The 25164-nt window shown below is 68.0% G+C and carries 25 protein-coding genes and 1 pseudogene; 16 read left to right on the forward strand and 10 right to left on the reverse strand.

Going from position 1 to position 25164, the window contains the following annotated elements:
- The 4 genes and pseudogenes from ABD848_RS16710 to ABD848_RS16725 all read right to left on the reverse strand — a co-directional run.
- Positions 1 to 349: hypothetical protein (locus tag ABD848_RS16710; RefSeq protein ID WP_344972984.1), on the reverse strand; the 349-nt coding region annotated here is incomplete at its 3' end.
- A 177-nt stretch (positions 350 to 526) separates the two neighbouring features.
- Positions 527 to 841 carry a zinc ribbon domain-containing protein gene (locus ABD848_RS16715; protein ID WP_344972986.1) on the reverse strand — a complete coding sequence of 105 codons (315 nt, stop codon included), beginning with the start codon at positions 839 to 841 and terminating at the stop codon, positions 527 to 529.
- A 58-nt stretch (positions 842 to 899) separates the two neighbouring features.
- Positions 900 to 1450, reverse strand: a pseudogene (locus tag ABD848_RS16720) (IS607 family transposase).
- Between the two features lie 125 nt (positions 1451 to 1575).
- Positions 1576 to 2163: a class I SAM-dependent methyltransferase gene (locus ABD848_RS16725; RefSeq protein ID WP_425567585.1), complete on the reverse strand. Its 588-nt coding sequence runs from the start codon at positions 2161 to 2163 to the stop codon at positions 1576 to 1578.
- A gap of 178 nt (positions 2164 to 2341) precedes the next feature.
- On the opposite strand from ABD848_RS16725, the gene ABD848_RS16730 reads away from it, so the two are divergent.
- From ABD848_RS16730 to ABD848_RS16750, 5 genes are all read left to right on the forward strand, one after another.
- On the forward strand, positions 2342 to 3334 hold the full coding sequence (locus ABD848_RS16730) for a sugar phosphate isomerase/epimerase family protein (RefSeq protein ID WP_344972992.1): 993 nt from the start codon (positions 2342 to 2344) through the stop codon (positions 3332 to 3334).
- A 106-nt stretch (positions 3335 to 3440) separates the two neighbouring features.
- Positions 3441 to 4046: a TetR/AcrR family transcriptional regulator gene (locus ABD848_RS16735; protein ID WP_344972994.1), complete on the forward strand. Its 606-nt coding sequence runs from the start codon at positions 3441 to 3443 to the stop codon at positions 4044 to 4046.
- Positions 4047 to 4185: 139 nt separating this feature from the next.
- Complete coding sequence (locus ABD848_RS16740; protein WP_344972996.1) at positions 4186 to 4980, forward strand: ABC transporter ATP-binding protein; 795 nt, start codon at positions 4186 to 4188, stop codon at positions 4978 to 4980.
- 2 nt (positions 4981 to 4982) lie between these two features.
- Positions 4983 to 5717, forward strand: a complete 735-nt coding sequence (locus tag ABD848_RS16745) for an ABC transporter permease (RefSeq protein WP_344972998.1) — start codon at positions 4983 to 4985, stop codon at positions 5715 to 5717.
- A gap of 84 nt (positions 5718 to 5801) precedes the next feature.
- Complete coding sequence (locus ABD848_RS16750) at positions 5802 to 6734, forward strand: proline dehydrogenase family protein (RefSeq protein ID WP_344973000.1); 933 nt, start codon at positions 5802 to 5804, stop codon at positions 6732 to 6734.
- A gap of 241 nt (positions 6735 to 6975) precedes the next feature.
- On the opposite strand, the gene ABD848_RS16755 is transcribed toward ABD848_RS16750, so the two are convergent.
- Complete coding sequence (locus tag ABD848_RS16755; RefSeq protein ID WP_344973002.1) at positions 6976 to 8805, reverse strand: endonuclease/exonuclease/phosphatase family protein; 1830 nt, start codon at positions 8803 to 8805, stop codon at positions 6976 to 6978.
- Positions 8806 to 9548: 743 nt separating this feature from the next.
- On the opposite strand from ABD848_RS16755, the gene proC reads away from it, so the two are divergent.
- The 8 genes from proC (at position 9549) to ccsB (ending at position 17519) form a co-directional block, all read left to right on the forward strand.
- Positions 9549 to 10343 carry a pyrroline-5-carboxylate reductase gene (gene proC, locus ABD848_RS16760; protein ID WP_344973004.1) on the forward strand — a complete coding sequence of 265 codons (795 nt, stop codon included), beginning with the start codon at positions 9549 to 9551 and terminating at the stop codon, positions 10341 to 10343.
- A 90-nt stretch (positions 10344 to 10433) separates the two neighbouring features.
- The gene (locus ABD848_RS16765; RefSeq protein ID WP_344973006.1) at positions 10434 to 11612 is read left to right on the forward strand and encodes an acetoin utilization protein AcuC; all 1179 of its coding nucleotides are present in this window, start codon (positions 10434 to 10436) and stop codon (positions 11610 to 11612) included.
- Between the two features lie 176 nt (positions 11613 to 11788).
- A complete protein-coding gene (locus tag ABD848_RS16770; protein ID WP_344973160.1) occupies positions 11789 to 12559 on the forward strand; it encodes a phosphatase in 771 nt (256 codons plus the stop codon).
- Between the two features lie 255 nt (positions 12560 to 12814).
- On the forward strand, positions 12815 to 13018 hold the full coding sequence (locus ABD848_RS16775; protein WP_344973008.1) for a helix-turn-helix domain-containing protein: 204 nt from the start codon (positions 12815 to 12817) through the stop codon (positions 13016 to 13018).
- A gap of 374 nt (positions 13019 to 13392) precedes the next feature.
- Positions 13393 to 14028 (forward strand): TlpA family protein disulfide reductase, encoded by a 636-nt coding sequence (locus tag ABD848_RS16780; protein ID WP_344973010.1) that lies wholly within the window; start codon positions 13393 to 13395, stop codon positions 14026 to 14028.
- Positions 14025 to 14840: a cytochrome c biogenesis CcdA family protein gene (locus ABD848_RS16785; RefSeq protein ID WP_344973012.1), complete on the forward strand. Its 816-nt coding sequence runs from the start codon at positions 14025 to 14027 to the stop codon at positions 14838 to 14840. The genes ABD848_RS16780 and ABD848_RS16785 overlap by 4 nt, the downstream gene beginning before the upstream one ends.
- A gap of 3 nt (positions 14841 to 14843) precedes the next feature.
- On the forward strand, positions 14844 to 16484 hold the full coding sequence (resB, locus tag ABD848_RS16790) for a cytochrome c biogenesis protein ResB (RefSeq protein WP_425567578.1): 1641 nt from the start codon (positions 14844 to 14846) through the stop codon (positions 16482 to 16484).
- Between the two features lie 6 nt (positions 16485 to 16490).
- Positions 16491 to 17519, forward strand: a complete 1029-nt coding sequence (ccsB, locus tag ABD848_RS16795) for a c-type cytochrome biogenesis protein CcsB (RefSeq protein WP_344973014.1) — start codon at positions 16491 to 16493, stop codon at positions 17517 to 17519.
- A gap of 734 nt (positions 17520 to 18253) precedes the next feature.
- Here ccsB and ABD848_RS16800 read toward each other — a convergent pair.
- The 3 genes from ABD848_RS16800 to ABD848_RS16810 all read right to left on the reverse strand — a co-directional run bounded on the left by ABD848_RS16800 (position 18254) and on the right by ABD848_RS16810 (position 19984).
- On the reverse strand, positions 18254 to 18502 hold the full coding sequence (locus ABD848_RS16800; protein WP_344973016.1) for a 3'-5' exonuclease family protein: 249 nt from the start codon (positions 18500 to 18502) through the stop codon (positions 18254 to 18256).
- Between the two features lie 405 nt (positions 18503 to 18907).
- Positions 18908 to 19099, reverse strand: a complete 192-nt coding sequence (locus ABD848_RS16805; protein WP_344973018.1) for a DUF397 domain-containing protein — start codon at positions 19097 to 19099, stop codon at positions 18908 to 18910.
- 18 nt (positions 19100 to 19117) lie between these two features.
- The gene (locus ABD848_RS16810) at positions 19118 to 19984 is read right to left on the reverse strand and encodes a helix-turn-helix domain-containing protein (RefSeq protein WP_344973020.1); all 867 of its coding nucleotides are present in this window, start codon (positions 19982 to 19984) and stop codon (positions 19118 to 19120) included.
- 398 nt (positions 19985 to 20382) lie between these two features.
- Here ABD848_RS16810 and ABD848_RS16815 point away from each other — a divergent pair, with 398 nt between their 5' ends.
- Together ABD848_RS16815 and ABD848_RS16820 are read left to right on the forward strand one after the other, a co-directional pair.
- Entirely contained in the window at positions 20383 to 20688 is a 306-nt protein-coding gene (locus tag ABD848_RS16815) for a hypothetical protein (RefSeq protein ID WP_344973022.1), read from the forward strand.
- A gap of 2 nt (positions 20689 to 20690) precedes the next feature.
- On the forward strand, positions 20691 to 21173 hold the full coding sequence (locus ABD848_RS16820; RefSeq protein WP_344973024.1) for an ATP-binding protein: 483 nt from the start codon (positions 20691 to 20693) through the stop codon (positions 21171 to 21173).
- Between the two features lie 367 nt (positions 21174 to 21540).
- Here the strand turns inward: ABD848_RS16820 and ABD848_RS16825 are convergent, their stop codons facing one another.
- Positions 21541 to 22584, reverse strand: a complete 1044-nt coding sequence (locus tag ABD848_RS16825) for a tetratricopeptide repeat protein (protein ID WP_344973026.1) — start codon at positions 22582 to 22584, stop codon at positions 21541 to 21543.
- A 502-nt stretch (positions 22585 to 23086) separates the two neighbouring features.
- Here ABD848_RS16825 and ABD848_RS16830 point away from each other — a divergent pair.
- Positions 23087 to 23647: an ATP-binding protein gene (locus ABD848_RS16830; RefSeq protein WP_344973028.1), complete on the forward strand. Its 561-nt coding sequence runs from the start codon at positions 23087 to 23089 to the stop codon at positions 23645 to 23647.
- Positions 23648 to 24029: 382 nt separating this feature from the next.
- Here the strand turns inward: ABD848_RS16830 and ABD848_RS16835 are convergent, their stop codons facing one another.
- Positions 24030 to 25151 (reverse strand): baeRF2 domain-containing protein, encoded by a 1122-nt coding sequence (locus ABD848_RS16835; RefSeq protein WP_344973030.1) that lies wholly within the window; start codon positions 25149 to 25151, stop codon positions 24030 to 24032.
- Positions 25152 to 25164 lie beyond the last annotated feature (13 nt).

The following is a 25164-nucleotide window of genomic DNA, read 5'->3' on the forward strand; positions in this document are numbered from 1 at the left end:
TCAGCGGTCGTGCGGCGCCTCTGGTGCCCGGTGACACCACCCCCCGGATCATCGGTGACAGGGGGACACAGTCATACCGGGACCAGAGGCCGGGAGTCCCATTGCGGGACTGCTCTAAAAGGTAATGGGGACTGAGGCCGGCCACCAGGTTGGACAGTCCGATGCGGTGGTTCAGGCGGGTCTCAGCCGCCACGATCGCGTCGAAGACCCTGTTCTCGTCCTCGTTGAGGGGAACGGTCGGTCGATCATCTTCGGGGCTGGGGGCCAGGGCGATCTCCTTGCGCGTTTCAGAGATCGTGGCACGGACGTGGGTGGGTGTGACCGCTGAGCAGGGCCCCAGGCGTGCCACGGATGCAGGTCGAACAGCTATATCTCTTCCTTCTGACCCAGGGGAAAAGGAGTAAACATTTCACGTGCCGCTGTCGCCCGATAGCGGCGGCTGTGCAGGTGGGGCTGTGTCGCGCGGTTTCGTTGTCCGGAGTGCCAGCTTTCAGCCGGCGAGCTGTGGCTGCGGCGCGTGTTCAGCTCAGCCACACGCCCCGCCCGCCTCACAGGCGAAGGTCCGCTGCGACAGGCGCAGTTTGGCTTTCACCGCGCCGCAGTCGTTGCAGGTTTTGGACGAGGGGAACCACCGGTCGGCCACCACCAGGGCCCGGCCCTTCCAGGTGGCCTTGTAGTCGAGTTGGCGGCACACCTCGCCCATGCCGGTGTCGGCCACCGCGCGGGCTTTGCGCCACCGGTCCGACGGCATCTGCCCGGTGCGCCGGTCGGGGCCTGTGCGGCGCGACGCCTGCCGCTGGGCGCGCCGCAGCTTGCGCTGGACCTTGTCGTGCGAGGCCAACGCCTGCGCCTGTTCGGTGGTGGGCTCCAGCGCGAACAGGTACGCCTGGTGGTGGGGGTCACGCCGGGCTCTCCTCTGCGCTGCGGGCGGTCTCCACGGCGGCTCGCGCGCGGCGCCGCGCCGAGCCTCGCCCGTACAGCCGGGCACACATCGACATCAGCACCTCGGTGACATCGCGGACCAGGTCGTCCTCAACCTCGGTGTCCTCAAGCACGACCAGCGTCCACCCCGAGGCGGCCAGGGCCGATTCCACGTGCTCGGTGCCGAAGCGGGACAGTCGATCGCGGTGTTCGACCACGATCGTGGACACCGACGCATCGCGCAGCAGCGCGTGGAGCTTGGGGCGGTTTCCGTTGAGGGCGGAGCCGGTTTCGGTGACGGTGGCACCCAGGACGACGCTGCGTTGGGTGCACTCGGTGGCGACCCGGCCCGCCTGGCGCTGTAGGTCGGGCTCCTGATCGGCGCTGGAGACGCGGCAGTAGGCAACCGTGCGGCCGCCGGCCCCTCAACAAGGGTGATGCCGGTAGCCAGTTGGCGGGCGGCTACGGGCAGGATGCCCGCATGGAGCCAGTTCAGCGCACTCCTGTACAAGACGCCCTGCGCACCCACTCCGCCGACTTCATGGTGAATACTTCATCGTAGAATTACTCGTTATTGAACAATCAAGCAACCAGCTCCGCACCCCTCGTTCCTTTCGTGGGCCGCGCGTGCGCCATCGGCTGCGCCGGCGCTGTTCAATATTCCCGCCACCACAGGTTGAGCGCGTAGTCTACTTCGAGCCCTGGATGCGAGGCGATGATCTCGGCCGCCAGCCACGGCGGAAACTCGATCCCCACCACGGCCTCGAAATCGGCGCGTGCCTCGAACCGCCAGCGCATCGTCAACGGCCTGCGCTGGAATCCATGTCGCGCCCAAAACCGTTCCACCTGTGAAGGGTCATAGGAAGGAAGAAAACGCTGGAACCAGCCACCGAACGTGCTGCGGGTGGCGTCGTTGTCGATAACGAACGCGAACCCGCCGCGCCGCATGACCCGGGACAGTTCACGCAGTCCCGGCTCGCAGCCCGGGCCGAAGAAGTAGGACCAGCGGGCATGGGCGACCTCGATCGAGGCGTCGGCCACCGGCAGCCGCTGGGCCACTCCCGTCCGCACGGTCACGTTCGTCAGCCCACGCGAACGGGTCCGTGCCGCCGCGGCGAGGTCAACGTGGGGCTCCACTCCGATGACCCGCCGAGCGTGCGCGGCGAACCCGGGCAGGTGGAATCCGGTGCCGCAGCCCACATCGAGCACGTGGGCCCCCTCGATCCCCCGGAGCTCGGCCATAGCCGCGTCGATGACACCGTCGGGATCGACCGCGCGGTTCTCCAACTCGTAGATCCGCGGACTGTTCCATATGTTCGGACTGGGGATCGCTCCGCGCAGCGTAGTGCTCACCTGCCGGACGATAGCGGTACCCCCGCTGTGCGAGCCAACTTTCCTTCGAGCGCATAGGGTTGACGAAGTGAGCGCTATCCAGGTTCCCGAGGCGCCGGTCGTGCTCTCGACGGCGTCGGTCTACCCGGAGAAGACTCCGGCGGCCTTCGAGATCGCCGCGAAGCTCGGATACGACGGCGTGGAAGTCCTGGTGTCGACCGATCCGGTCAGCCAGGACATCGACATGCTGCGCCGACTCTCCGACTACCACCAAATTCCCATCACCGCGGTGCACTCGCCGTGCCTCATCTTCACGCAGCGGGTGTGGGGGCGCGATCCGTGGGGCAAGCTGGTGCGCTCCAAGGAGATGGCCGAGGCCCTGGGGGCGTCGACGATCGTCGTGCATCCGGCGTTTCGCTGGCAGCGCGACTACGCCAAGGAGTTCGAGGCCGGTATCCAGCGGATGAGCGAGGAGACCGACGTCGTCTTCTCGGTCGAGAATATGTATCCGGTGCATATGCGCGGCCGAGAGGTCGTCCCCTACTCGCCCAGTTGGAACCCCCTCGACCGCGATTACCCCGACGTCACCCTCGACCTCTCCCATACCGCGATGTCGCGTTCCGACGCTATGGACATGGCCAAGCGGCTCGGTGACCGGCTCTCCCACGTCCACCTCGCCGACGGTATGGGAGGGCAAAACCTTGACGAGCATCTCATCCCGGGGCGTGGCACCCAGCCCTGTGTCGAGGTGTTGGAACACCTGGCCTCCTCGGGCTACCGGGGACAACTCGTCCTGGAGGTCAATACCCGCAAGGCGGCCGACCGGGAGTCGCGTCAACTCGACCTCGCCGAGGCGCTCGCCTTCACCCGGTTGCACTTCGCCGGAGCGTGGGGGCCCGCCCCCGAGCATGCCGCGTCCACGCAGCGGCCGTTATCCTCCGAAGAACAAGGCGGGCGGGCCTACGAGACCGCTACCGGCGCCAATCGCCGGGAACGCATCGCCATGCGGCGCCGGCCCGACGACTCCGCGCCCCGGCTCTTCTCCGTCGCCACCGACGGCACGGTCGTCGCGGAGTCCTGACCTCCCTTCCCCGCATTCCTCCGGGGCCCGCCGGTCCGGCAGCACAACCGATGAACGCGAAACGGAGTACGGCTCGACAGTCGCACCAGCGCAGAGCCCACCACCGATGCCACGAACGGGACGGCGTCCTGGCGCCACGCAGACCAGGGAACAGATTCTCGACGCGGCGCGCGAGCAGTTCGCCGACAAGGGGTACAACGGCACGACCATCCGCGGGATCGCTCGCGCCGCCGGTGTCGACCCGGCCTTGGTGCACCATTTCTTCGGCACCAAAGAGGACGTTTTCACCGCGGCGATGCAACTGCCCCTCAACCCGCGCGAGGCCCTATGGCGGGTGATCGGCCAAAGCGAGGGCGACCGTGCCGAGACGATCGTCCGGTTTTTCCTCAGCATCTGGGAGGACCCCGAGGGTCGGGCGCCGATGCTGGCCATGGTGCGTTCGGCCACCACCCACGAGCCGGCCACCAGAGCTATCCGGGAGTTCATGGAGACGGTCATCCTCAACCACGTGGCCACCAACGCCGAGGTCTCTCCGCTGCGGGCCAGCATGATGGCCTCTCAACTGTTCGGCATGGTGCTGCTGCGCCACATCATCGGTGTGCAGCCTCTCGCCTCGGCCACCCCCGAGGAGATCGTCCAGATCTACACCCCCGCTCTGCGCGCCGTTTTGGAGCCACCCCAGCCCCCGGAAGGTGCCTCCGAAGTGACTTAGGTTCAAAGGGGGCGTCGCAAGACCGTTGAGCAGCACCGGCGGCGCCTTCCGCTCTCCTTGCCCATGTCGTCTGGTCCTTGCCAGAGCCGAGGCCCGGTCAGCCGTTGACCCTGGCAGAGCGCCGACATAAATTCAACGTATGAAGAATTATGATTCGGTGGTGCATGTCGAGGGACTGCGGGTGCGCCGCGGCGGCAGCGAGGCCATCGCCGGACTGGACTTCGACATCCCGCCCGGGCGCGTCGTCGGTCTGCTGGGGCCCAGCGGATGCGGCAAGACCACGCTGTTGCGCGCCATCATGGGTGTGCAACTCGTCACGGCGGGCACGGTCACCGTCTTGGGCCGTCCGGCGGGCGCGCCGGAGTTGCGCCACCGTATCGGCTATGCCGCCCAGACCCCTTCGGTCTACGCCGACCTCAGCGTTGCCGAGAACCTGCGCTACTTCGCCGCTGTGCTGCGCGCACCGCGCTCCGACCCCGAGCGGGTCATCACCGAGGTGAGCCTGGCCGATCAGGCCCACCAGGAGGTCGGCCGCCTCTCCGGCGGGCAGCGCACCCGCGTCAGCCTTGCGATTGCGCTGCTGGGCTCGCCTGAGCTGTTGGTGCTCGACGAACCCACGGTCGGGCTGGACCCGGTCTTGCGCCAGGAACTGTGGTCGCTGTTCACCGACCTGGCCCGCCGCGGCGTCACCCTGCTGGTGTCCAGCCACGTCATGGACGAGGCCGGCAGATGCGATCTGCTGCTGCTCATGCGCCAAGGGCGGCTCCTCGCCACCGACAGCCCCGACCACCTGCGCCGGCGTACCGGCGTCGACGACCTGGAACAGGTGTTCCTACGACTCATCGAGCGCGAGGGAACCGGCGAGACCACCACCGCAGGCATGGCATCCGCCCAGCCCGACTGTCGCCACGACAGCCACGAGAACGGGGAGTGAACGTGAGTCCGGCGATCACCGCAGCGACGGCGCTGCGCATCCTGCGCCAGCTCAGACGCGATCCGCGAACGGTCGCCCTGCTCCTCGTGGTGCCCTCGCTGCTGCTGTTCCTGCTGCGCTATGTCTTCAACTCCGAGGCGATCTTCAACGGCATCGCCCCGGCCATGCTGGCGATCTTTCCGTTCGTGATGATGTTTCTGGTCACCTCGATCGCCACGCTGCGTGAGCGCCAAAGTGGCACGCTGGAACGTCTTATGACGCTGCCCACCGGCAAGCTCGACCTGCTGGTGGGCTACGCCTGCGCGTTCACCCTGGTAACGCTGGCCCAGGTCACCGTTGCAGTGGGAGCCGCGCTACTACTCGGATTCGAGGTCGAGGGCTCGGTGGCGCTGTTGCTGTTCATCGCCGCTCTCGACGCGCTGTTGGGCGTGGCGTTGGGCCTGCTCGCCAGCGCGTTCGCCCGCACCGAGTTCCAGGTCGTGCAGTTCATGCCCGCCTTCATCATGCCCCAGGTGCTGCTGTGCGGGCTGTTCGCGCCGCGCGAGGAGATGCAGCAGGTCCTGGAGGCGATCTCGTGGGCCATGCCGCTGTCCTACGCCGTCGACGCCATCGACATCGTCAGCACCACTTCAGCCGAGGTCTCGGGGGACCTGGCGCTGGATGTCACCGTCGTCGCCGGATGCATCCTGCTCGCCCTCGTGCTGGCCGCGGCGACGCTCCGGCGGTCTAGCCCGTGATTCCCGCCGTCCCGGCGTAGGCTGGAGGCCCCGGTCCGCGTGGCCGACCCCTCCGCACGTCGCGAGTGCGTAAGGAGCGATGCGATGGTTCTCCGGCAGGCACTGCTATCGGCTTCGGGGAGTCGGCGGTTGCGCGCCTTCGCCGCCAACTCGCCCTTCGCGCGCGGCGTGGTCGACCGGTTCGTGGCCGGGGAGGAGGTCGACACTGTCATCGCCGTTGTGGCTTCCCTGGCCCAGGAGGGACTGTTCGCCTCAGTCGACCATCTCGGGGAGGATACGACCCACCCCCGGCAGGCGGCCCAGATCACTGAGGCCTACATCGGGCTGCTGCGCCGCCTGTCCGAGGAGGGGTTGAGCAGTGCTGCAGAAGTCTCGGTTAAACCTTCGGCCGTAGGGCTGGGGCTGGGCGCCGACGGGGAGGAACTGGCTACCGCCAACGTGGCTCGGATCTGCGCTGCGGCGCGTGAGGCCGGCACTACCGTCACGTTGGACATGGAAGGCCCCGAAAGCGTCTCCGCCACGCTACGCATGGTCCGCGTACTGCGCGCCGATTTCCCGTGGCTGGGGTGTGTACTCCAGTCCTACCTGCGCCGCACCGACGACGACGCTGTGGCCATGGCCACCCCGGGCGCCCGAATCCGGCTGTGTAAGGGCGCCTATGCTCTCGATCCCGCCGTGGCCCACACGAGCCACCGCGAGGTCGACGCGGCCTTCGTGCGCGCGCTGCGTACGCTGATGCAGAGTTCGGCGTTTCCCATGGTCGCCACGCACGACCCGCGCCTTATCGAGATCGCGGGCACACTGGCCGCGCTCAACCGGCGCTCGGCCGACGATTTCGAATACCAGATGCTCTACGGCGCACGGCCCGAGGAGCAGCGCCGCCTCGCCGGTATGGGCGCACGGGTGCGCGTCTACGTGCCCTATGGCCGCGACTGGTACGGCTACCTCCTCCGCCGCCTCGCCGAGCGCCCCGCCAACCTCGTTTTCGCCGCCCGAGCGATCGCGGGACGGCGTTAGCCTCCCCACTCGCCGCCCCGTCCCGGACACGCGGCGGCGCCCCGGCCGAACCGGCCGGGGCGCCCCGATGCGCCGGTAGACCCAGCCCCGCAGGCGGGGCTGGGTTCTGTTATTCGAACGGTTGGGGGACGTTCTTCGTTGGCCCGTGCCTCGAATCGTTTCGCGAACTCGCCGGCCCGCGGGGCGACGGCGGGCCACTCACCCACTCCACCCCACCGCCCACTCTCGCCGAGCATCACAACTAGGGGATGTTCAGCCGGGCCACCTGCGGGTCGTGGTCGGTGGGGCGGCTGCTGAACTCGGCGTTGGCGTGGACGATGTCGAAGTCGTAGCCGGCGGTGACGAGGGCGGGCGAGATGAGGATATGGTCGAGTACCTGGGAGTTGCCCTGGTAGATGTAGCTGTAGCGGTCGTCGTCGGGCACTGTCGCGGGCAGGTTCGTCAGACCCGCCGCAGTGAGCGTGCCCACGGAGGTGGAGAACTCGACGTCGTTGAGGTCACCGGCGACGATGACGCGGGCGTCGGCGTCGACGGCCTCGATGTCGTCGTAGAAGTCGGCCACGATCTGGGCCTGGGCCTCACGCTGGGTTTCGCTGGGGCGGTTGGGCGGCTGGTAGCGGCCGAACAGCGGCTCGTCCCCGCCCTTGGAGTTGAAGTGGTTGGCGATGACAAACAGCGGCTCGCCGTTGAAGTAGAACTTGCCGACCAGGGGCTTGCGGCTGTTGTCGAAGGCGGAGTCGCCCGGCTTGATGCGGCCGGGGTTGTGGCTCAGCGCCACCCGGTCGCCGCTGATCCCGCTGTCGGAAACCGATACGGCGGTGGTGGCGTCGCCGTGGGGGCCGGAGGCAACTGACACCTGGTCGGTGCGGAACAGGAACCCGACGCGGATGTTGCCTTGCGGCTCGCCGCCGTCGGCGTTGTTCTTCGGGTCGATCTGGCGGTAGTCGTAGGTGGGGCCGCCGGCGTCGTCGATAGCGTCGATCAGCTCGCCCCAGGTTTGGTCGGCGTCGGGAGGCCCGCCCTGGGCACCGTTGTTGTCTTGGACCTCCTGCACCGAGATGATGCCGGGCGCGGCGAGGTTGGTGACGATCTGGTCGGCCAGCGCGTCGAACTGGCTTTGCGGGTCGTTGGCGTCGAGGTTGTGCACGTTCATAGTGGCCACCGCGAGCTGGCCGGAGCCGGGCGAGCTGGTGGTCTCCTGGGACAACGAGCCCGACACCCCCGACAGCGACTGGGTGAGCTGGAGCTTGAAGTTGCCGAAGCTGTAGCCGAGTACGCCCACCGCCGGGGCCGAGAAGTGGTCGCCGGTGTCCACGTCGGGGGTGGCGCCGTAGACCACCCCGTCGTCGAGGAGGACACGCTCGGGGTTGGGGTCGTTTTGGCGCAGCACGATCCCGCCGCGGGCGGTGCGCACGGTGGCGTTGGTGCCGTCGTCGCCCAGGACCGGGATCTCGCCGTAGGTGTTGGTGGGGCCGACGGCAACGGGGGTGTCGAGCTGGACGCGCATGCCCTCCAGCGACTCGTAGAAGTCGATGCCGTCGGCGGTGGCGTCGAAGCTGCCGGAGCTTTCCACGCTGCCGGTGGCGTCGTCGTCGATCACCGTGTCCGGCGGCACCCGGCCGTTGGAGCCGATCACGGTGGGGGCGGGCACGGAGGCGGTGCCCAGGTGGGTGACCGAAGCCGAGGTGAGCTCGGTGGTGGTGAGGTTGTCGGTCGAGGAGCCGCCGGGCCGGTATTCGCTGACCGTGCCCTCGACCGAGATCTCGTCCCCCACCGCCACATTCGGTGTGCTGGAGGTGTAGACGAACAGCCCCTCCGAGGTGGCCGGGGCACTGTCGGGGCAGGGGTCCTGGAACCAGAACCCGTTGGAGTCGACCGCGGTGACCACACCGCGCACGTCGCTGACGTCGGAGCCGTCAAGGGGAGAGAGGTGGTGGCTGCCTTGGATGTCGCGGATGCGCGGCGAGGGATAGCCGCACGTGTCGGCCGTCGCCGGTGCGGGGGAGGCCAGGGCCAGCGTCACCGAGGCGGCGGCGATCACGGCGCCGGCGCTGCGAGCGCGTGGGGGCACGGGGACACGGTGCATTGGTTCCTCCAGATAGGGATGGGAGGTTTCTCGCTGTCAGGGAGTTGGTCGGGGCGGCCATCGGGTAGTGCGCACCCGGTCGGGACGCGCGTGAGCTGATGCGGAGGCGATGGGAATGGGGCCGCGACGCAAGGGGGGGCGAGATCGTGGAAGGCGGCAGAAAACCGTCACCGATGGAATGGACTAGTCACTGCAAGAGCTTTTCTTTCGCCGCCGCGAGGAGACGGCGCGATTCTGTTCGGCGGTGCCGGTGGGACGTGGGGACGGCGGGCAGCGGGTGGTGTCGCCGCCTGCCGGGGAAACGGTGGTAGTGCCGCCTGCGGTCCACGGGGTGCTGGTGGCGCGATCGAGGATGCCGCGTCGCACGACTGCGTCCCCTTCCGTTGTCGGCTCGATAGGGCGCCCGCTCCCGGCAGACGCAACGAGCACCGGGAACGGCCTGCCGCGCCAGTGAAGTCATTGGGTGTGACCGCGCCTTATATTCTCAGTTAATCGAGCCGCAAGGCAGGAGGAACTCCATAGCAAAAAGGAAAATCCTTTTAGGTTCTCTTGTTGTTTGCCGTGGGAAGATGTCCGGTTTTTTGGTTTTCGGGTTTTCCTGAGGCAGCGGGGACCGCGCGCCGTTTCTTGGAGTGTTTGGCGTGCGGCACCGGTCGCGGCGGGGGCCGCACGATGTGCCCCGCGCCCGGGCGCGCCGCTACGGTGGGGGGAGTCGAAAGGTTGGGTTCATGATCGCGATCATTGGTGGCGGCAAGATGGGTGAGGCCCTGCTTGCCGGACTGTTGGCAACCGGCTATGACGAGGGCGAACTACTCGTTACCGAGCCTCGCCACGAGCAGGCGGCGCACCTGCGCGAGCGCTACGGCATCGACGTGGTTCCCGGGGCCGACGCCGCCAAGCGCGCTGATGTCCTCATCCTCGCCGTCAAACCGCAGCAGCTCGTCAGCGTCCTCGACGAGCTCGCACCCGAGATGGGGCCGGGCCGGCTGGTCGTCTCCGTCGCCGCCGGCGTAGCCACCGCCACCGTGCGCGAGCGCCTGCCCGGCGACGTCGCCGTCGTGCGCGCCATGCCCAACACGCCCGCCCTGCTGGGCAAGGGCATGACCGCTGTCGCCGCGGCCGACGGTGTCACCGCCGAGCAGGTCGAGCACGCCCAGCGGTTGATGCGGTCGGTGGGTGAGGTGGTGCGGGTGCCCGAGGAGCATATGGACGCCGTCACGGCCCTCTCCGGTAGCGGACCCGCCTACATTTACCTCGTCGCCGAGGCCATGATCGAAGCCGGCGTGCTGACGGGGGTGCCCCGCGCTACGGCACAGCAACTCGTCACCCAGACCATCAGTGGCGCCGCGGCCATGCTCACCGACTCCGGCGAGCACCCGAGCCTGCTGCGCGAGGCGGTCAGCTCACCCGGCGGCACCACGATCGCCGCGCTGCGCGAACTGGAGCGCGGCGGGGTGCGTTCGGCCTTCATCGACGCCGTTGAAGCTGCTCGTGACCGCAGCCAGGAGCTGTCCCAAGGGTGACTTCGGCTGGGCCCCGTTGCCGTTGTTGCGGCTCGTCCTTCGTTAGTGTGAGAGCCACGGGATCGGTATCTGTAACAGGGGGAGGGGCGCATGGGCTGCTCGCTGCGCGTGGCGTGGGACGATGGACTGACCGCCTACAACTTCGGGCCCCAGCACCCGTTGGCGCCCGTACGGGTCGAGCTGACGATGGCGCTGGCTCGCGAGTTCGGCGTGTTCGACACCGCCGGTGTCTCGTTCGTCCCCGTCGAGCCCGCTGACGACAAGTTGCTCGAACTTGTCCACGAGCCCGACTACATCGCCGCGGTGCGCCGCGCCGGCCAAACGCTCGCCCCAGACGACCCCTATTCGTTGGGCACTCCCGACAACCCGGTCTTTGCCGGGATGCACGACGCGGCGGCCCTCATCTCCGGCGCGTCGGTGGCCGCAGCGGGGGCCGTGTGGCGGGGCGAAGCCGAACACGCCGCCAACCTCGCCGGCGGGCTGCACCACGCGATGCCCAACCACGCGTGGGGGTTCTGCGTCTACAACGACCCCGCGATCGCCATCGCCTGGCTGCTGGAGCAGGGGGCCAAGCGCGTCGCCTACGTCGACGTCGACGTTCACCACGGCGACGGGGTGCAGAAGCGCTTCTACGACGACCCTCGCGTGCTCACCATCAGCCTGCACGAATCGCCGGCGACCCTGTTTCCCGGCACCGGTACTCCAGACGAGATCGGCGGCCCCAACGCCGAGGGCTACGCCGTCAACGTGGCGCTTCCCGCCGGCACCAACGACGGGCTGTGGATGCGGGCTTTCCACGCGGTGGTACCGCCGCTGCTGCGCGAGCTCCAGCCCGAGATCCTGGTCACCCAGCACGGCTGTGACACGCACGCGCTCGACCCGCTCGCCAACCTCACGCTCAGCCTGGACGGACAACGCCAGACCTACGCCGAGCTGCATCGGCTCGCCAAAGAGACGGCGGGCGGGCGCTGGGTGCTCATGGGCGGGGGCGGCTACGAGCTGGTCCAGGTGGTCCCACGCGCATGGACGCACCTTCTCGCCGAGGCCGCCGGCTCACCGATCGCCTCCGACACCATGACCCCAGAAACCTGGCGCGACTTTGCTCACACCCGCACCGGGGAAGTTCCGCCCTTGCGTATGACCGACAACCGCACGGTCGGCTACAGCCGGTTCGAGGACGGCTATGACCCCGATGACCCCGTGGACCGGGCGATCCAGGCCACCCGCAAGGCGGTCTTCCCCTGTCACGGGCTCGATCCCAATTTGTGACCCCCACCACAGGCCAAGTAAGGGGGCGGTCTCAATCTGGACAACGTGCGTTGAAATTTTCGGTTAACGGGTATAAGGGTGCCTCGATGATCCGTGGATGTCGGAATTCACGGATTCCGGACCGATAAGGGGGCCCATTGGTCACGCCGCCCTCCCGCGCGGAGCTGATCGAACATATGGTGCGCACCGGTATAGCGGGGCAGGTCGACACGCCCAGGGAGAACAATCTCAAGCACTACCGCCGCCTCGTGGAGGGTGACCCGTACTACCAGTTCGGGTTGACCCACAGCGACGAGTGGTCCTACAGCGACGTCCTCTCCCTGATGTCCAAGAGCTGTGGCGTCGTCGCCGACGAGAACTACAGGTGGGGCATCGACACCATCGACCCCGACCGCACCGCCGATGCGCTTGAGGCGCTGGCCGACCGGATGGCTGAAGCGGCGCGTCGCCGAGAGCGGGTCATGTTCGCCACGGGACACCCCAAAAACCTGCTCGAAACCTACCAAGTGTGGGCCTCAGCACTGCGCGAGCGCGGGTGCCCGATCGTCACCGCGGCCGGTGGCTTCTCCTACGAAGTCAACGGTTACGAAGGGGAAGTGCCTCCGGAACGGCGGGTTCTCGTGTGGGAAGAGGGAGTCGGCATAGTCGTGGACAACCTGCTGCCTCGCCACAGCCACGACCCGTTCGCGATGCAGGCCGCGCTGGCCGCGCTGGCCGACGCAGGGCAGCCGTGGCCGCAGTTGGTCATCGCCGATCACGGTTTCGCCGGCGCGGCAGGGGAAGCGGGAATTCCTGCTATCGGCTTCGCCGACTCCAACGACCCCGCCCTTTTCGTGGGGGAATACGAAGGAAAAATCCATACAACGGTGCCGCTAGACGACGGTTACCTCACCGAGGATTACCTTCCGCTGTGCGCCTATGTACTGCAACGATCCGGGCTGCTGTGACACGGGAAACAGTTATACCCATCCCTTAAACCTCATCTGGCCCGCCCCTCTCATGTAGCCAGGCCGACAGTAAAACCACTCTTTCAATGCTGTGCACCCGGTTTTACCCTGAAACCGGACGTGTCAGTAGTTACCGATCGGCACACCAGCGTGGCGACGGGCGAGGGGAAGGTCTCCGTGTCCGGGCGAGGATGCGTCACGGTGGCGACAGGCAGGGACGAGAACGCTCACGTCCGGAAGTGAGGGCATCGGAAGATGAGTGGGAATAAGGCTCCGCTGGACGAGGTCAGGTTCTTGACCGTGGCCGAAGTCGCCACGATCATGCGAGTCTCCAAGATGACGGTCTACCGAATGGTCCACTCCGGTGCGCTCCCCGCGATCCGCGTGGGACGCTCCTATCGAGTGCCCGAACGCGCCGTCCACGACTACCTCCGCGAGGCGTTCGTCGAAGCGGGCTAGTCCAAGAACCGGCGCGTCACCCGTTGGGGGCGGTGTTCCCCCCGACCATCGCCCTCCGGGTGCCGGCCACTGTAGAGTTTTTCCGCGGACGGGTGCTTCACCGCCGCCAGGCAGCGCCCCTCCGCGGCTCCCTTCGCCACGCGCACGCCCCTGCTGGCCGCCCGGACGGGGCGCCTGGCGGTTGAGACGGCGCCACCGCCCCTACACGAGGCGGTTCTTCCCACGGCCGAAAGGGAAGCTCCGACCCGCGAGATGAGGAGAAGCCACTCCCTCAGGCCCGGCCAGGGGGGCAGCGGGATCTTCAGCGGCATCTACTACACTGTGTCGTTATCGGAGCAGTGCCGCTTTCACCTGCCGTTTCGAGGTTCCTCACCATGCCCTTTACCCAGCTTCGCGCCCTGACCAGGAGGGGCCCGACGCTGCTGCGTGGCGCTGTCGCCGCCGCTGTAGCGGCGGCACTGGCCGGGTGCGCCGGCGGTGCGGGGGCCGACTCCACCACTTCCGCGGAGCGCTACATCCAGGGTGACGGCTCCACCGCCTCCTTCGCGCCCGAGGAACGTCAGCCCGCCCCCCAGATCAGCGGCGAGACCCTCGAAGGCGACGCGCTGCGCCTGGCCGACTACGAGGGCAGCGTAGTCGTGGTCAACTTCTGGGCCAGTTGGTGCGCTCCCTGCCGCGCCGAGACCCCCGTGCTCCAGGAGGTCCACGCCGAGCACGAGGCGGCCGGACTGGAGTTTCTGGGGATCAACATCAAAGACGACCGGACTGCGGCCAAGGCGTTCGACCGCGAGCGGGAAGTCGACTACCCGAGCCTGTACGACCAGCCCGGCACCATCGCCCAAGCATTCCGCGACACCGTCCCGCCCAAGGCCATCCCCAGCACGATCGTCATCGACCGTCAGGGCCGCATCGCCGCACGCGCCATCGGCCCGGTCAACTACAACGACCTCACCGGCCTTGTCGAGCCCGTGCTACAGGAGGGTGAGTCGCAGGGCGCTGGTTCCTCGTGATCGCCGACACCGTCCTGCAAGGGTCGCTGCTGCTGGCCGTTCCGCTGGCCTTGGCCGCCGGCATGGTGTCGTTCCTGTCGCCGTGCGTGCTGCCGCTCGTGCCCGGTTACCTCTCCTACGTCACCGGCATGTCCGGCGCCGATATCGCCGCCCGCCGCCGTGAACTGGCCGCCCCCGCCGGCGGCGGTAGCGCCGCAAGCACGGTCGCCACCGTCGACGACGTCCTGGCCAGCCGCCGCTGGCCCATGCTCGCCGGCAGCCTGCTGTTCATCGCCGGGTTCAGTGCCGTGTTCGTGACCGTGGGCGCCTTCGTCGGGGGCGTGGGCGGTCTCCTGCTGGACTACGCAGAGCCCATCACCCGCGTCCTCGGCGGCCTCACCATCGTGCTGGGCCTGGCTTTCATGGGGGTCATCCCCGGCCTGAACCGCGAGTGGCGTTTCCACCGGCTGCCCAGCGCCGGCCTCGTCGGCGCGCCTGTCCTGGGGGCCCTGTTCGGACTGGGCTGGACCCCTTGCCTAGGGCCGACCCTGACGGCTGTGCAGACCCTGGCCTTTACCGAAGGCAGCGCCATGCGCGGCGCGCTGCTGTCGCTGTGCTACTGCATCGGGCTGGGGTTGCCCTTTGTGCTGGCCGCGCTCCTCTACCGCCGCGCCCTGGGCGCCTTCGCGTGGGCCAAGCGCCACTACCGCGCCATTACCGTCGCCGGCGGCGCGATGCTCGTGTGCATCGGTCTGTTGCTGGTCACAGGCGCGTGGAGTGGTGTTACGGCCGTCATGCAGACCTGGACCGCCGACTTCACCACGGTGCTTTAGCAGGTGACACCGATTAAGCAAAGCCAATCCACCCCATCCACCGAGCCGGCGTCCACCGAGACCGCCACGGCCGCCGGCTCCCCGCCAGCGCTGTCGCCGTTGGGCTGGCTGCGCTGGGCCTGGCGGACGCTCACCTCGATGCGCACCGCGCTCATTTTGCTGTTCCTGCTGGCGGTGGGCGCCATCCCCGGCTCGATCCTGCCGCAGAACTCGGTCAGCTCCGGCCAGGTCAGCGACTACATCGCCGAACATCCCGAGCTCGGCCCGTGGCTCGACCGGCTCTATCTGTTCGACGTCTACTCCTCGCCCTGGTACGCGGCGATCTACCTGCTGCTGTTCGTCTCGCTGACCGGGTGCGTACTGCCCCGGGCCAAGGCCCACTACCGCGCCATGCGGGCCCGCCCGCCCAAAACGCCGCGCCATCTCTCCCGGTTGCCCTACTCCGCGACCTTCACCACCGCCGCCGCGCCCGAGACCGTGCTCCAGCGCGCCCGCGCCCACCTCAAGGGCTACCGCGCCGACACCTCCCCCGCGGAGCCCGGAGGCCAGACCGCTGCCGGCGGTTCGGTTGCCGCAGAGAAGGGCTACCTGCGCGAAACCGGCAACGTGCTGTTCCACCTGGCGCTGCTGGCGCTGCTGATCGCGCTGGGCGCCGGTTCCTTCCTGGGGTATCGCGGCAACATGCTCGTCGTCGAAGGCGACGGCTTCGCCAACACCGTGCCCTCCTATGACGCCTTCTACCCGGGGAGCAGCGTCGACGCCGCCGACCTCCAGCCCTTCTCCTTCACCGTCGACGATTTCCAGGCCACCTTCATCGAGGAGGGCCGTCTCACCGGCCAGGCCCAGTCCTACAGCGCCGACCTCACCTACCGTGCCTCGCCCGAGTCGCCCGAGCGCAGCCACCATCTCCAGGTCAACCACCCGCTGCCGGTGAACGGCGCTCAGGTGTACCTGCTCGGCCACGGCTACGCCCCGAACTTCCGCGTCACCGACGCCGAAGGGCAGGTCGTCTTCGATCAGGCCGTGCCCTTCCTCAACCGCGGCGAGAGCAACTTCACCTCTGACGGTGTCATCAAGGTGCCCGACATCGGTCCCGAACAGCTCGGCTTCCGCGCCGTGTTCCTGCCCTCGGCCGCCACCGCCGACAATGGTGACCTCGTCTCCGACTTTCCCGGGCCCCGCAACCCCACGGTCACCCTGGAGGCTTACCAGGGCGACCTGGGGCTCGACAGCGGGCAGCCGCAGTCGGTATATCAGCTCTACACCCAGCAGATGGAGCAGATCGACTCCTCCGAGAGCCTGCAACCCGGCGACACCTGGGAACTGCCCGACGGCTCCTCGATCACCTTCACCGGTGTCAGCGACTACATCAGCATGCAGGTCACCAGCAACCCCGCCCGGCTGCCCGCGCTGCTGTCGGCGGCCGTCGCGGTGCTGGGGCTGCTGTGCACCCTGTTCGTCCAGCCCCGTCGGGTGTGGGTGCGGGCCAGGGCCGGTGGCGACGGCACCACCACGGTCGAGGTCGGCGGGCTCGCCAAGACCGACACCCCGGCCACCAACGCCGATTTCCACGAGTTCACCCTGCGCCTCAGCGACGACCTGCGGGAGCGGGCAGCCCCCGAGCAAGGCAGCGAAAAGGAGTAGCCAGCCATGCAACCGCTAGCCGCCCAGCCGGCGATTAACCAGAACCTGGCCTCGGTCAGCGACGGGCTCATCATCGCCATGATCGTGTGTTACGCGGTCGCGCTGTTCCTGTTCGCGATCGAGGCCGCCTACGGCCGCCGGGAGCGCCTGCAAGCCGAGCGCTCCGCCGTGCCGACTGGGGGCGCCACCGCCGGCGCGGGCGAGGGCGACATCGCGACCCTCGGCCGTGATAGCGGCGCGGTGAAGGTCAAGGTGCGTGGCGAGCGCGGCGATGCCAAGGCGCCGCGCCACGTGCTTGGCGCGGTAGCGTTGGTCGTCACCGTCGTCGCGTTCGTGCTCAACGCCGCCCAAGTGGTTACCCGTGGGCTGGCCGCCGACCGGTGGCCCTGGGGCAACATGTTCGAGTTCGTGGTCGCCATCTGCCTGTGCGCGGTAGGCGCGTTCCTGTTCGCGGCGCTTCGCTACAAGGCCCGCTACCTGGGCACGTTCGTGCTGGTACCGGTGCTGCTCCTGTTGGGGATCGCGGCCCGCTGGCTCTACAGCGAGGCCGGGCCGCTCATCCCGGCGCTGCACTCCTACTGGATCGCCATCCACGTCTCGGCGGCCATCATCGCCACCGGAGCCTTCCTGGTGGCGGGCTCTGCGGCCATCACCTACCTGCTGTCCAGCCGCACCGAGGCCAAGCGCGCCCGTGGCGAGCAGGTGACCGGTATCGCGGCCAGGCTGCCCAGCCCCGAGTTGCTCGACCGGCTCTCCCACCGCTTCATCCTGTTCGCGTTCCCGCTGTGGACCTTCGCCATCATCGCCGGGGCGGTGTGGGCCGACGAGGCGTGGGGCCGCTTCTGGGGGTGGGACCCCAAGGAGGTGTGGTCGTTCATCACCTGGGTCGTCTACGCCGCCTACCTGCACGCCCGCGCCACCGCCGGCTGGCGCGGCAGCAAGGCCACCTGGATCGGCCTTGTCGGCTTCGCCTGCCTGCTATTCAACTTCTTCGCCGTGAACTACATCTTCAGCGGCCTGCACTCCTACGCCTAGTAGGGCTTTGGTGTGTCTGAGGTCTGGTGTAAGTCCTGCGCGGGTCTTGGGTATGGGGCTGGTTAGGGGCAGAGGCGCCGAGTGGACACACTCGTGGCCCTCATTCAGATGTCGAGCCGCCCGCCCTTGAGATCTCCCAGGAAGCCGCTCGTGTCCCCGCTGGGAACCGGAGATGGCCGAGTACATCTAGCGCGCACCGTTGAAGCGACACGGTTGGCCGTCGTCTGCCCCTTGTGCGGCAGGCGGGCGCTGACTCAGCTCACTGCACTCAGCCCCGTCACCTCCGATTACTGCGGAGCGATGCACAGCGCCTCCCCCTAATCGAGCCGGGCCGCCTGCGTACTGGTCACAACAGCCTCTGTTGCACGTAGCCATCTTCGTGGGGCTCGTCGAATCGCTTGCCGGCATTGGCGAGGACGGCGGCGATGTCGGGGCCGACGGCCAATGTTCGGCGATCAGTTTGTGCAGCAGGAGCGCGGCGGCCACGGCGTCCCACAGCGCCCGATGGGGGCGTCCCTCCGGGACGAGTTCGTTGACGTGGCCTGTCAGGGCGTGTCGGTTGGTGAGTGTGGTCAGCGATCGCGAGGCGGCCCCGGTGAGTTTGGCGAGTCGTAGGGTGTCGACGATCCCCTTCGGGCGAGCCTCGGGGAAGCGTCATTGCAGCAATCGCCAGTCGACGCCGACATTGTGTCCGACCAGGTATCGGCCGTGGAGCCGTTGGAAGAGTTCGGGCTTCACCGAGGCGGGGGGGGAGGTGCCTGGCGCAGGACCGCATTGGTCAGACCCGGTGAGATCCACGGTCGGCGGGGAACGGGACGGCCGGGGTTGATCAGCGTTTCGTAGGCCTCATCCATCGCCGGGAGGCCACCGGCGAGCGGAACCGTTGCGATTTCGAGGATGGCCTCGTTCTCGCGGTCTTGGGCTCCGGTTCCCTCAAGATCCAGGGCGATCAAGGCCGCCTCGGTCCAGGGCTGCTCGGTCATGGCGGCCTCCCGGTGTGGTGCTCAGTCGTCGTCGTAACGGGCGTGTGCTGTCAGGCGGTCACGGGCTTCGCCGAGCTGTCGTAGCTCGTCCTCGCTTGGCTCGTAGCCTTCCAGAGCACGTCCGTGCGCGGCATGAATATGGGGGTGGTCCACTTCCCAGATCTGGTGTCGCAGTGTGTGCTGAATGGCGTAGCGGCGTTGTTCGCCCAGCGCGTGGGTGAGGACGTGGCCTTCTTCGATGAGAAAGGGGGGCTCAGTGCCGTAACCGAGTTCGGAGAGGACCTGCCGGAATTCGCTGTCGGTGGGAGAGCGGTGGTCGTTGGCGCAGAGTTGGCGCTGCTTTACGGGGCAGATTCGCCGCCTACAAGCGGGGAGAGTAGCCGCTCTTGTGCCAGGCGAGGTTGGTCACGAGAGCTTCCTCTCCTTCAGAGCCTCCAGAAAGCGTCCCCACTCCTGGACGGGAAACGTCAGGTGTCCAAGTTCGCGGTGGTGAGTGTCGCGGATGAAAGCGGTGTGGGGAGTTTCTGCGGCCTCAACGCAGTTGCCCGAGCCGCTGGAGTAGCTGGATATGTGCCAGGTGAGTTGATTCGTGGTCATGGGTTTGCCTGTTTCTCGTCAGTCGCGGTTGCGGTGGATGTCCAGCGCCCGCTGTACCAGCTCCTGTGAGGCCGGCACGTCGCAAGCGTGGTCGTTGAGGCGCTCAAACATCGAGGTATAGGTTTCCAGCTCCGTTGGTTCTTCAAGGTAGAGAGCCCCGCCGCAGTATTCGACGTAGACCACGGTGTGGTTGTGGATCTCGGGGAAGTCCAGGATCACGAAGGAGCCGTAGCCGGCCGGATGACCCCCTGCGGTGAAGGGCAGCAGGCGCAGTTGCACGTTCGGCAGCTTCGACATGGCGAGCAGGTGTTCAAGCTGGCTGACCATGGTTTCGGGGCCGCCTATCTCGCGGTAGAGCGCCGCATCGTTGAGGACCACGGAGAGGTGGAGGGGGTTGTCCCCGGTAAGGCGTTGCTGCCGCTCTTGGCGTACCGTGACTCGCTTCTCCGCTTCTTTCTCGTCGGCGGGAGCGAGTACATCCGCCGCAACGAGAGCGCGAGCATAGTCCGGTGTCTGCACAATCCCGGGGATCAGCTCTGTCTCGTAGGTCCGTAGCCGGGTGGCTTCGGTCTCCAGTCCGATGTAGGAGCTGAACCACTCCGGCACGGCGCCCCGGTACTGCTGCCACCAGCCGCGCTGCCGAGCCGCGCGGGCCACCTCCAACAGCGAGTTTCTGTCTTCGGTGCTAACCCCATAGTGCTCCAGCAGGAGCGCGGCCGTTCCGGGCTCCACCTTGACCTCAGCGCGCTCGATCCGACTCAGGGTAGAGGGGTGCAGGCCGGCATGAGCGGCGGCCTCCTTGCTGGTGATTCCCCGTGCGGTCCTGCTCTCTCGCAGTACACGCGCCAAGGTGCGCCGAGCAACCGTAGGGCTGCTACCGACCACAGCACACCTCCATATCCCACGTGCGACCTCTCCAGTCTGACGTACCTTAAGGACCTTAAAGACCCTAGCTATTTTCTGCACATTGCAAATAAGTTAATGTGACTTGCCTATTGCGGTACCCGATTGCGCGGGGCACACTAGTAGTCATAAGGCGACTGTTCGACTACCGAGAGTTGCTGAAAGGCGGCGTGCGATGCGCCGTAGACACGAAAACGGCCCTGACCCAGGTGCGGCATCACCCAGGCAGGGCCTTAACCTCCGACCTGGTAGGAGCAGGTGAAGGCTCAACGCCTAACTCTAATGACCGATTCGTCCCGCCCGCCACGGCAGCGCCGTCTCCGCGCCACCGCGTATTCGCCCACCTTGCCGAGGCGATCCGCGCTCGTGGTGGGCGTGCTTTGCTGGCGTTGGAGGGCAGCGCCTATCCGGTGCTCTATGTGCAGCGCCATCGGAGCGTGACCGCTGTGGTGGCGGTGTCGTGTGCCGATGGTTGGTGGCTGATCTGGGGGCGCGCCTCGGCCGTGGCGGCCTGTGATGTGGCGGCTGCCGCCGACGCCCTCACTGCCACAGCCGCTCCGCCCGCAGCCCCGGCTCCGTCCTCGTCGACGGGAATCTCGACCGTGGGGCGGCGTCCGGTCCGCCGGGTTCCGTCGCGTTCGGCCAACCTCGTCACCCGCGAGCGCGAGCGGTTGGGGGTGGCCTAGCGGTGACCGGCTACGACGCCCATATGTCGGCCGCTGTCTCGCAGCAGTGGAGCTGTCCCGGTCAGACGCGGCTGTGCCCGCAGCTTCGGCGGCGTACCCGCCGTGCGCTGTGTCCGTTCCCGCGCATCGTCGACGATGCCGAGTTGGTGATGGCCGAACTGTTCGCCAACGCGTGCCGGCACTCGCGTAGCGGCACCGGTGGGGCGACCGTCATCAACATCTCGGCGTTGCCCAGCGAGCTGGTGCTGCTCTCCGTGACTGATGAGGGGCCACGGCCGCGCGCCGACGGGCGCCCGCTCCGGCCGCACCTCAAGCCACTCGACTCCACGGCGCCGGGCCATCGGGGCCTGCGGCTGGTGGCCGCACTTGCCGATGACTGGGGTCACTGGCCCACCGGCGAGGGCGGGAACGCGGTGTGGGCTCTCTTCGAGCCGTCCACCACCGTCTCGACCGCCCGCCTCGACCCGCTGTCCCAACGAAACTGACCGTCCTGGAACCGGGCGGGCCGGCGCACCGCCTATGGCGGGCGGTGCGCCGGCCGCTCTCGCGACGCCGGCCAGGTGCGGGCCAACGTGCGCGGCGAGGCCAAGGCGCCGCGCCATGCGCTCGGATTCGGCGACCTGCACTCCTACGCCTAGGTTCTGGTTTCGGACGGCGGAGGCGTGGGGGCCGCGGGAGTGTGCTTCGTCCGCTCGTGCCTCGATCGCTGCGCGATCTCGGCAGCTTGAGGGGTGGGGCTAGTCGAGATCGCCACGAGTACGCCGTGCGGCGCCCGTCGGACCGTGAGGAATCGCCTGAGGCTCCCCTGTCGGTGCACGGTGCACACGTCCCGGGCGCGGGCGGTGGGGCGGCTCAGGCGTTGGCGGCCTGCCATCGTCGCGCCCGCTCGTCCATGAGCTTGGCCGACGTCACGCCCCGGGTGCGGAACGCGCTGAGGTCGGATCGGATGTCTGCGACGGCGTCTCGCGCCCGGGCCGAGTTGACCCCGTCCATCCACTCCAGCGCGGTCGTCCACGTCGCGCACGCCGCGTCCAGGTAGCCCTGGGCCAGTTGCGCGCTGCCGAGGTCGGCGAGCGTGAGCGCGTAGATACGCGGGTGCGTCGTCGGGTTCCAGCACTGCGACGCATGGCGGTACTTGCCTTCGGCCGCGCTCATGTCACCCATCGCAGCCAGCGCTTTCGCCGTCTGGTTCGCCAGGCGGGCCTCTGCTGGGCCACCCAGGCTGGCCCAGCGCGGCGGCTCGTCGTCGCGTGCGGCGTTCATGAGTGCTTCGGCGTGGCAGATCGCGTCGAGCGAGGTACGCCGGTCGCCCTCGAACGCCTGGGCGCGGGCCAGTGTCAGCCAGAACAGCGACTCCGTCTCGGCGTCCACATACCCCCGAACCCGGGACAGGGCGGCTTCGGCGAGGTCCACGCAATGGTCGTGGTAGCCGTTGTCGAACGCCTGATGGGCGAGGATGCGCAGCACATACCCCGCGTGGGCCTGCGGGTCGGCCTCCTCGGCCAGCCGGAACGCATGCAGGTAGTAGCGTTGTGCCAGTCCGGCCCGGCCCGCGTCGTGGGCCTTCCATCCCGCGAGGTAGGCGAGTTCGGCCGCTGCCCCGAACATGTCGCGGCGTACGGTGTCGCTCGCGAAGTTCCCCTGACAGTAGGCCACGATGTCGGTGGACAGGTACTCCACCACGGCGGAGCGACTGGCATTTCCCCCCAACCGTTCGTCGGCGCGATTGAACACGGCGGTCACTTCGCGGACGGTGTCGACTTCGGCCGCGCCGATGGTCCCGCCGGTTCGGGCCACCCGATTCCGCTCGGCGGCTCCGACGGTCGCGGGGCCGAGTGGAAGCGTCAGCGCGCTGAGCGAGTAGACGGCTGAGTTGAGGAATCTGCGTCGGTCCACGTCGGCCCTTCCCAGGTGAGCGAGGGAGGTCACGGGGTCATCGGCGAATGCGTCGTCAGGATTTGGGTCTTTTGTTGTCGTTAATCCGATTTCCGCTAATGTAACGAATCGTCCCATTTTCCGGGAAAGCGCCTCGGCCAGGAACAGTGCTGTCGTCGGCTTGGGGGGCGTGCCTTTCACCCAATGGGCCACCGCAGCGGAGTTGGTCCGGGCCGAATCACCGTTCTCGGTGGCGATCAGCCGTACGCGACGCGCGAGAGCCTCGTAGGTCAGACCGGATGCCTGAATGGTGCTTCGCAGCGCTTCATTCGGCTGCCGCGCGCTCGACGGGGACACCACCCTCACCTCTTCCACTGCGCCGTTAAGCGCGTTAAGGGATGCCGATTATGTAACCCCTAGTAGTTGGAGGGTAACGGAAGTTAACTGTAGTCGCTGTGGAAAGGCGCGACCACGCAACGCAAGCGACAGAAGGTGGGCGATGACCCCTATAAACGCGCGAGCCATGCCACGACGAGCAGAGAACGGCCAGTGCGCGATCGGAGAGGAGTGGGAGGAGATGTCGGAGGGCCGGCGTCCTTCGCTGCCTAAACGCGCCACCTGCCTGGCGGATCGGGTATCGGTGGCTACGCCGGTCAGCGGTGGAAACCAGCTCGGTTACGCCGCCACCTTTCGGGCTGAGCCCGCGCAGGCGGTGGCGGTGCGGCGGCATGTGCGCGCTGTGGTGGGATTGCCAAGGAGCGACAGCGACACCGTGGAGCTGTTGGCCCAGGAGTTGTTCGGCAACGCGCTGGCCCACTCGCGTTCGGGCGATGGCGGTGAGGTGACGGTCACCGTGACCAAGCTGGCCGGGTGGGTCCAGGTTGCCGTGACCGATGGCGGACCTCGGGCGGACCGTTTCACCACCCCCCATCTGCGTCCGGTCGACCCCGATAGTGAGAGCGGGCGGGGGCTGTTGCTGGTCCACAGCCAAGCCGACCGCTGGGGCGTGGTCTTTCTCGATGACGGGCGCACCACCACCTGGTTCGAGATCGATCGCGACCGCCAACGCATGCGGCGCCGGTGAACGTAGCCTCGACGATGCCCTCCGCTAGGGCATCGACCCCTGCGAACCCCAGGGGCGGTCGGTCCACCGCCGCTGCGCCGGCACGTCCTCCGCCCCCTCGGCGCGACGGCCGGCCACAGGGCTGGGGGAGAGACGGTCGTGGGCCGGCCACGTCCTCCGCTCCCCGTTGCCTCGACGCTCCAGCCAAGCGCTAGCTCACCCCTATCCGGCGGCCACCCCACCCCCGAACGGGTGGCCGCACCCGCCACAGGCTGCTCCGCCTGCGCCCTGCTCCTCCCGCCGTTGGGTCGCAGTGCCCGAGGGGAAGAAGACACACAGCCGCAGTGAGCGTGCCCCCTGAACGCCGCAGTGCTCGGGGCACGGTCGGGTTTTGCCGCAGGCTCTACACGGGCAGGGTGGGGTCGGCGAAGCGCAGGAGGGCACCGATGCCCTCGTAAAAGCGGGTTCGTTCCTCCGGGACGAACACCAGATTCGCTCCGGTCTTGGTGGCAGCACGGATGAGGGCCGCGTCAGCGCGTTCGCGTACCGGTTCCGCCACGCCGATGTCGTGGAGTTCCTTCTCGGTCAGCGCCACCTGCTCGGGGCGGGGACCGATCCACACCTCGCGGTCCTCGCCGCCGCTCGCCACCGACCACAACAGCGTGTCCACTTGGCCGCGTTGCAGGGCATAGCTCACCGCCGCCAGCCCTTCGGTGACCCGTTCCTCGTTGCCTCGCCCCCGTTCGTAGGCGTTGACCACGGCGCGCACCTGCTCGCCGGCGTGCTCGTCCAACCGCTCGCCTACCTCGGTGTGGAGCGCCGTGTTGTCGGCGCCCGCGGCGCGACTGCCCGCCTCGGCTTTCACGGCTCGACCTCGCAGGCCCTCGGGTAGCTTGTCGTAAACCACCCCGCGGACCTGTACCTCACCCGCGATCACGATGACCTCGGCGTGGCTCGTGCGGGCGAAACGCTCGATCTCCCGGGCGACCCGCTCGGCGTTGTGCTTGATCTGCTCCTCTACGGCGCGTTGCATCTGTTTATGGTGTTCGGCACCCTCGCGGGGCTTGTGCGTGGGGTGCTCTTCGCCCTCGACCTGACTCTCGTGGTGCGCTCCGCCGGCGTCGACCGTCGTGATGTCGGCGCCGATGCTGTCGACGACCGCCAGCACGTAGGGAACGTGTTGGCCACGGTGCTTCAGGTAGGGCATGGGGTGGGGGAGTGGCCCCACCCCTATGACGTAGTCCTGCGGTGGCTTCGACACGAGCATGTCGAAGGTGACCTCGCCGTGGGCGGCGAAGGCGATCTGGCCACAGGGGCCGGGCGGTCCTCGGCGGCGGCCGATGACGGTGTCCAAGGCGCTCAGGGTCTGCGTGTCGGCCCCCTGAGCTGCCAGTTCGTCGCGAGCTTTGCTCCAGCGCACGTCGATGGCGTGGTCGGCGTCCTCGGCGTCACGGGAGACGTTGATGTAGACCGAGACGATGGGTGCGGGGAATCCGTACACCGGCATCAGGAACGACAGATCCATGGTTTGCGACCTT

The organism is Salinactinospora qingdaonensis (assembly GCF_039539445.1).
GTDB lineage: Bacteria > Actinomycetota > Actinomycetes > Streptosporangiales > Streptosporangiaceae > Salinactinospora > Salinactinospora qingdaonensis.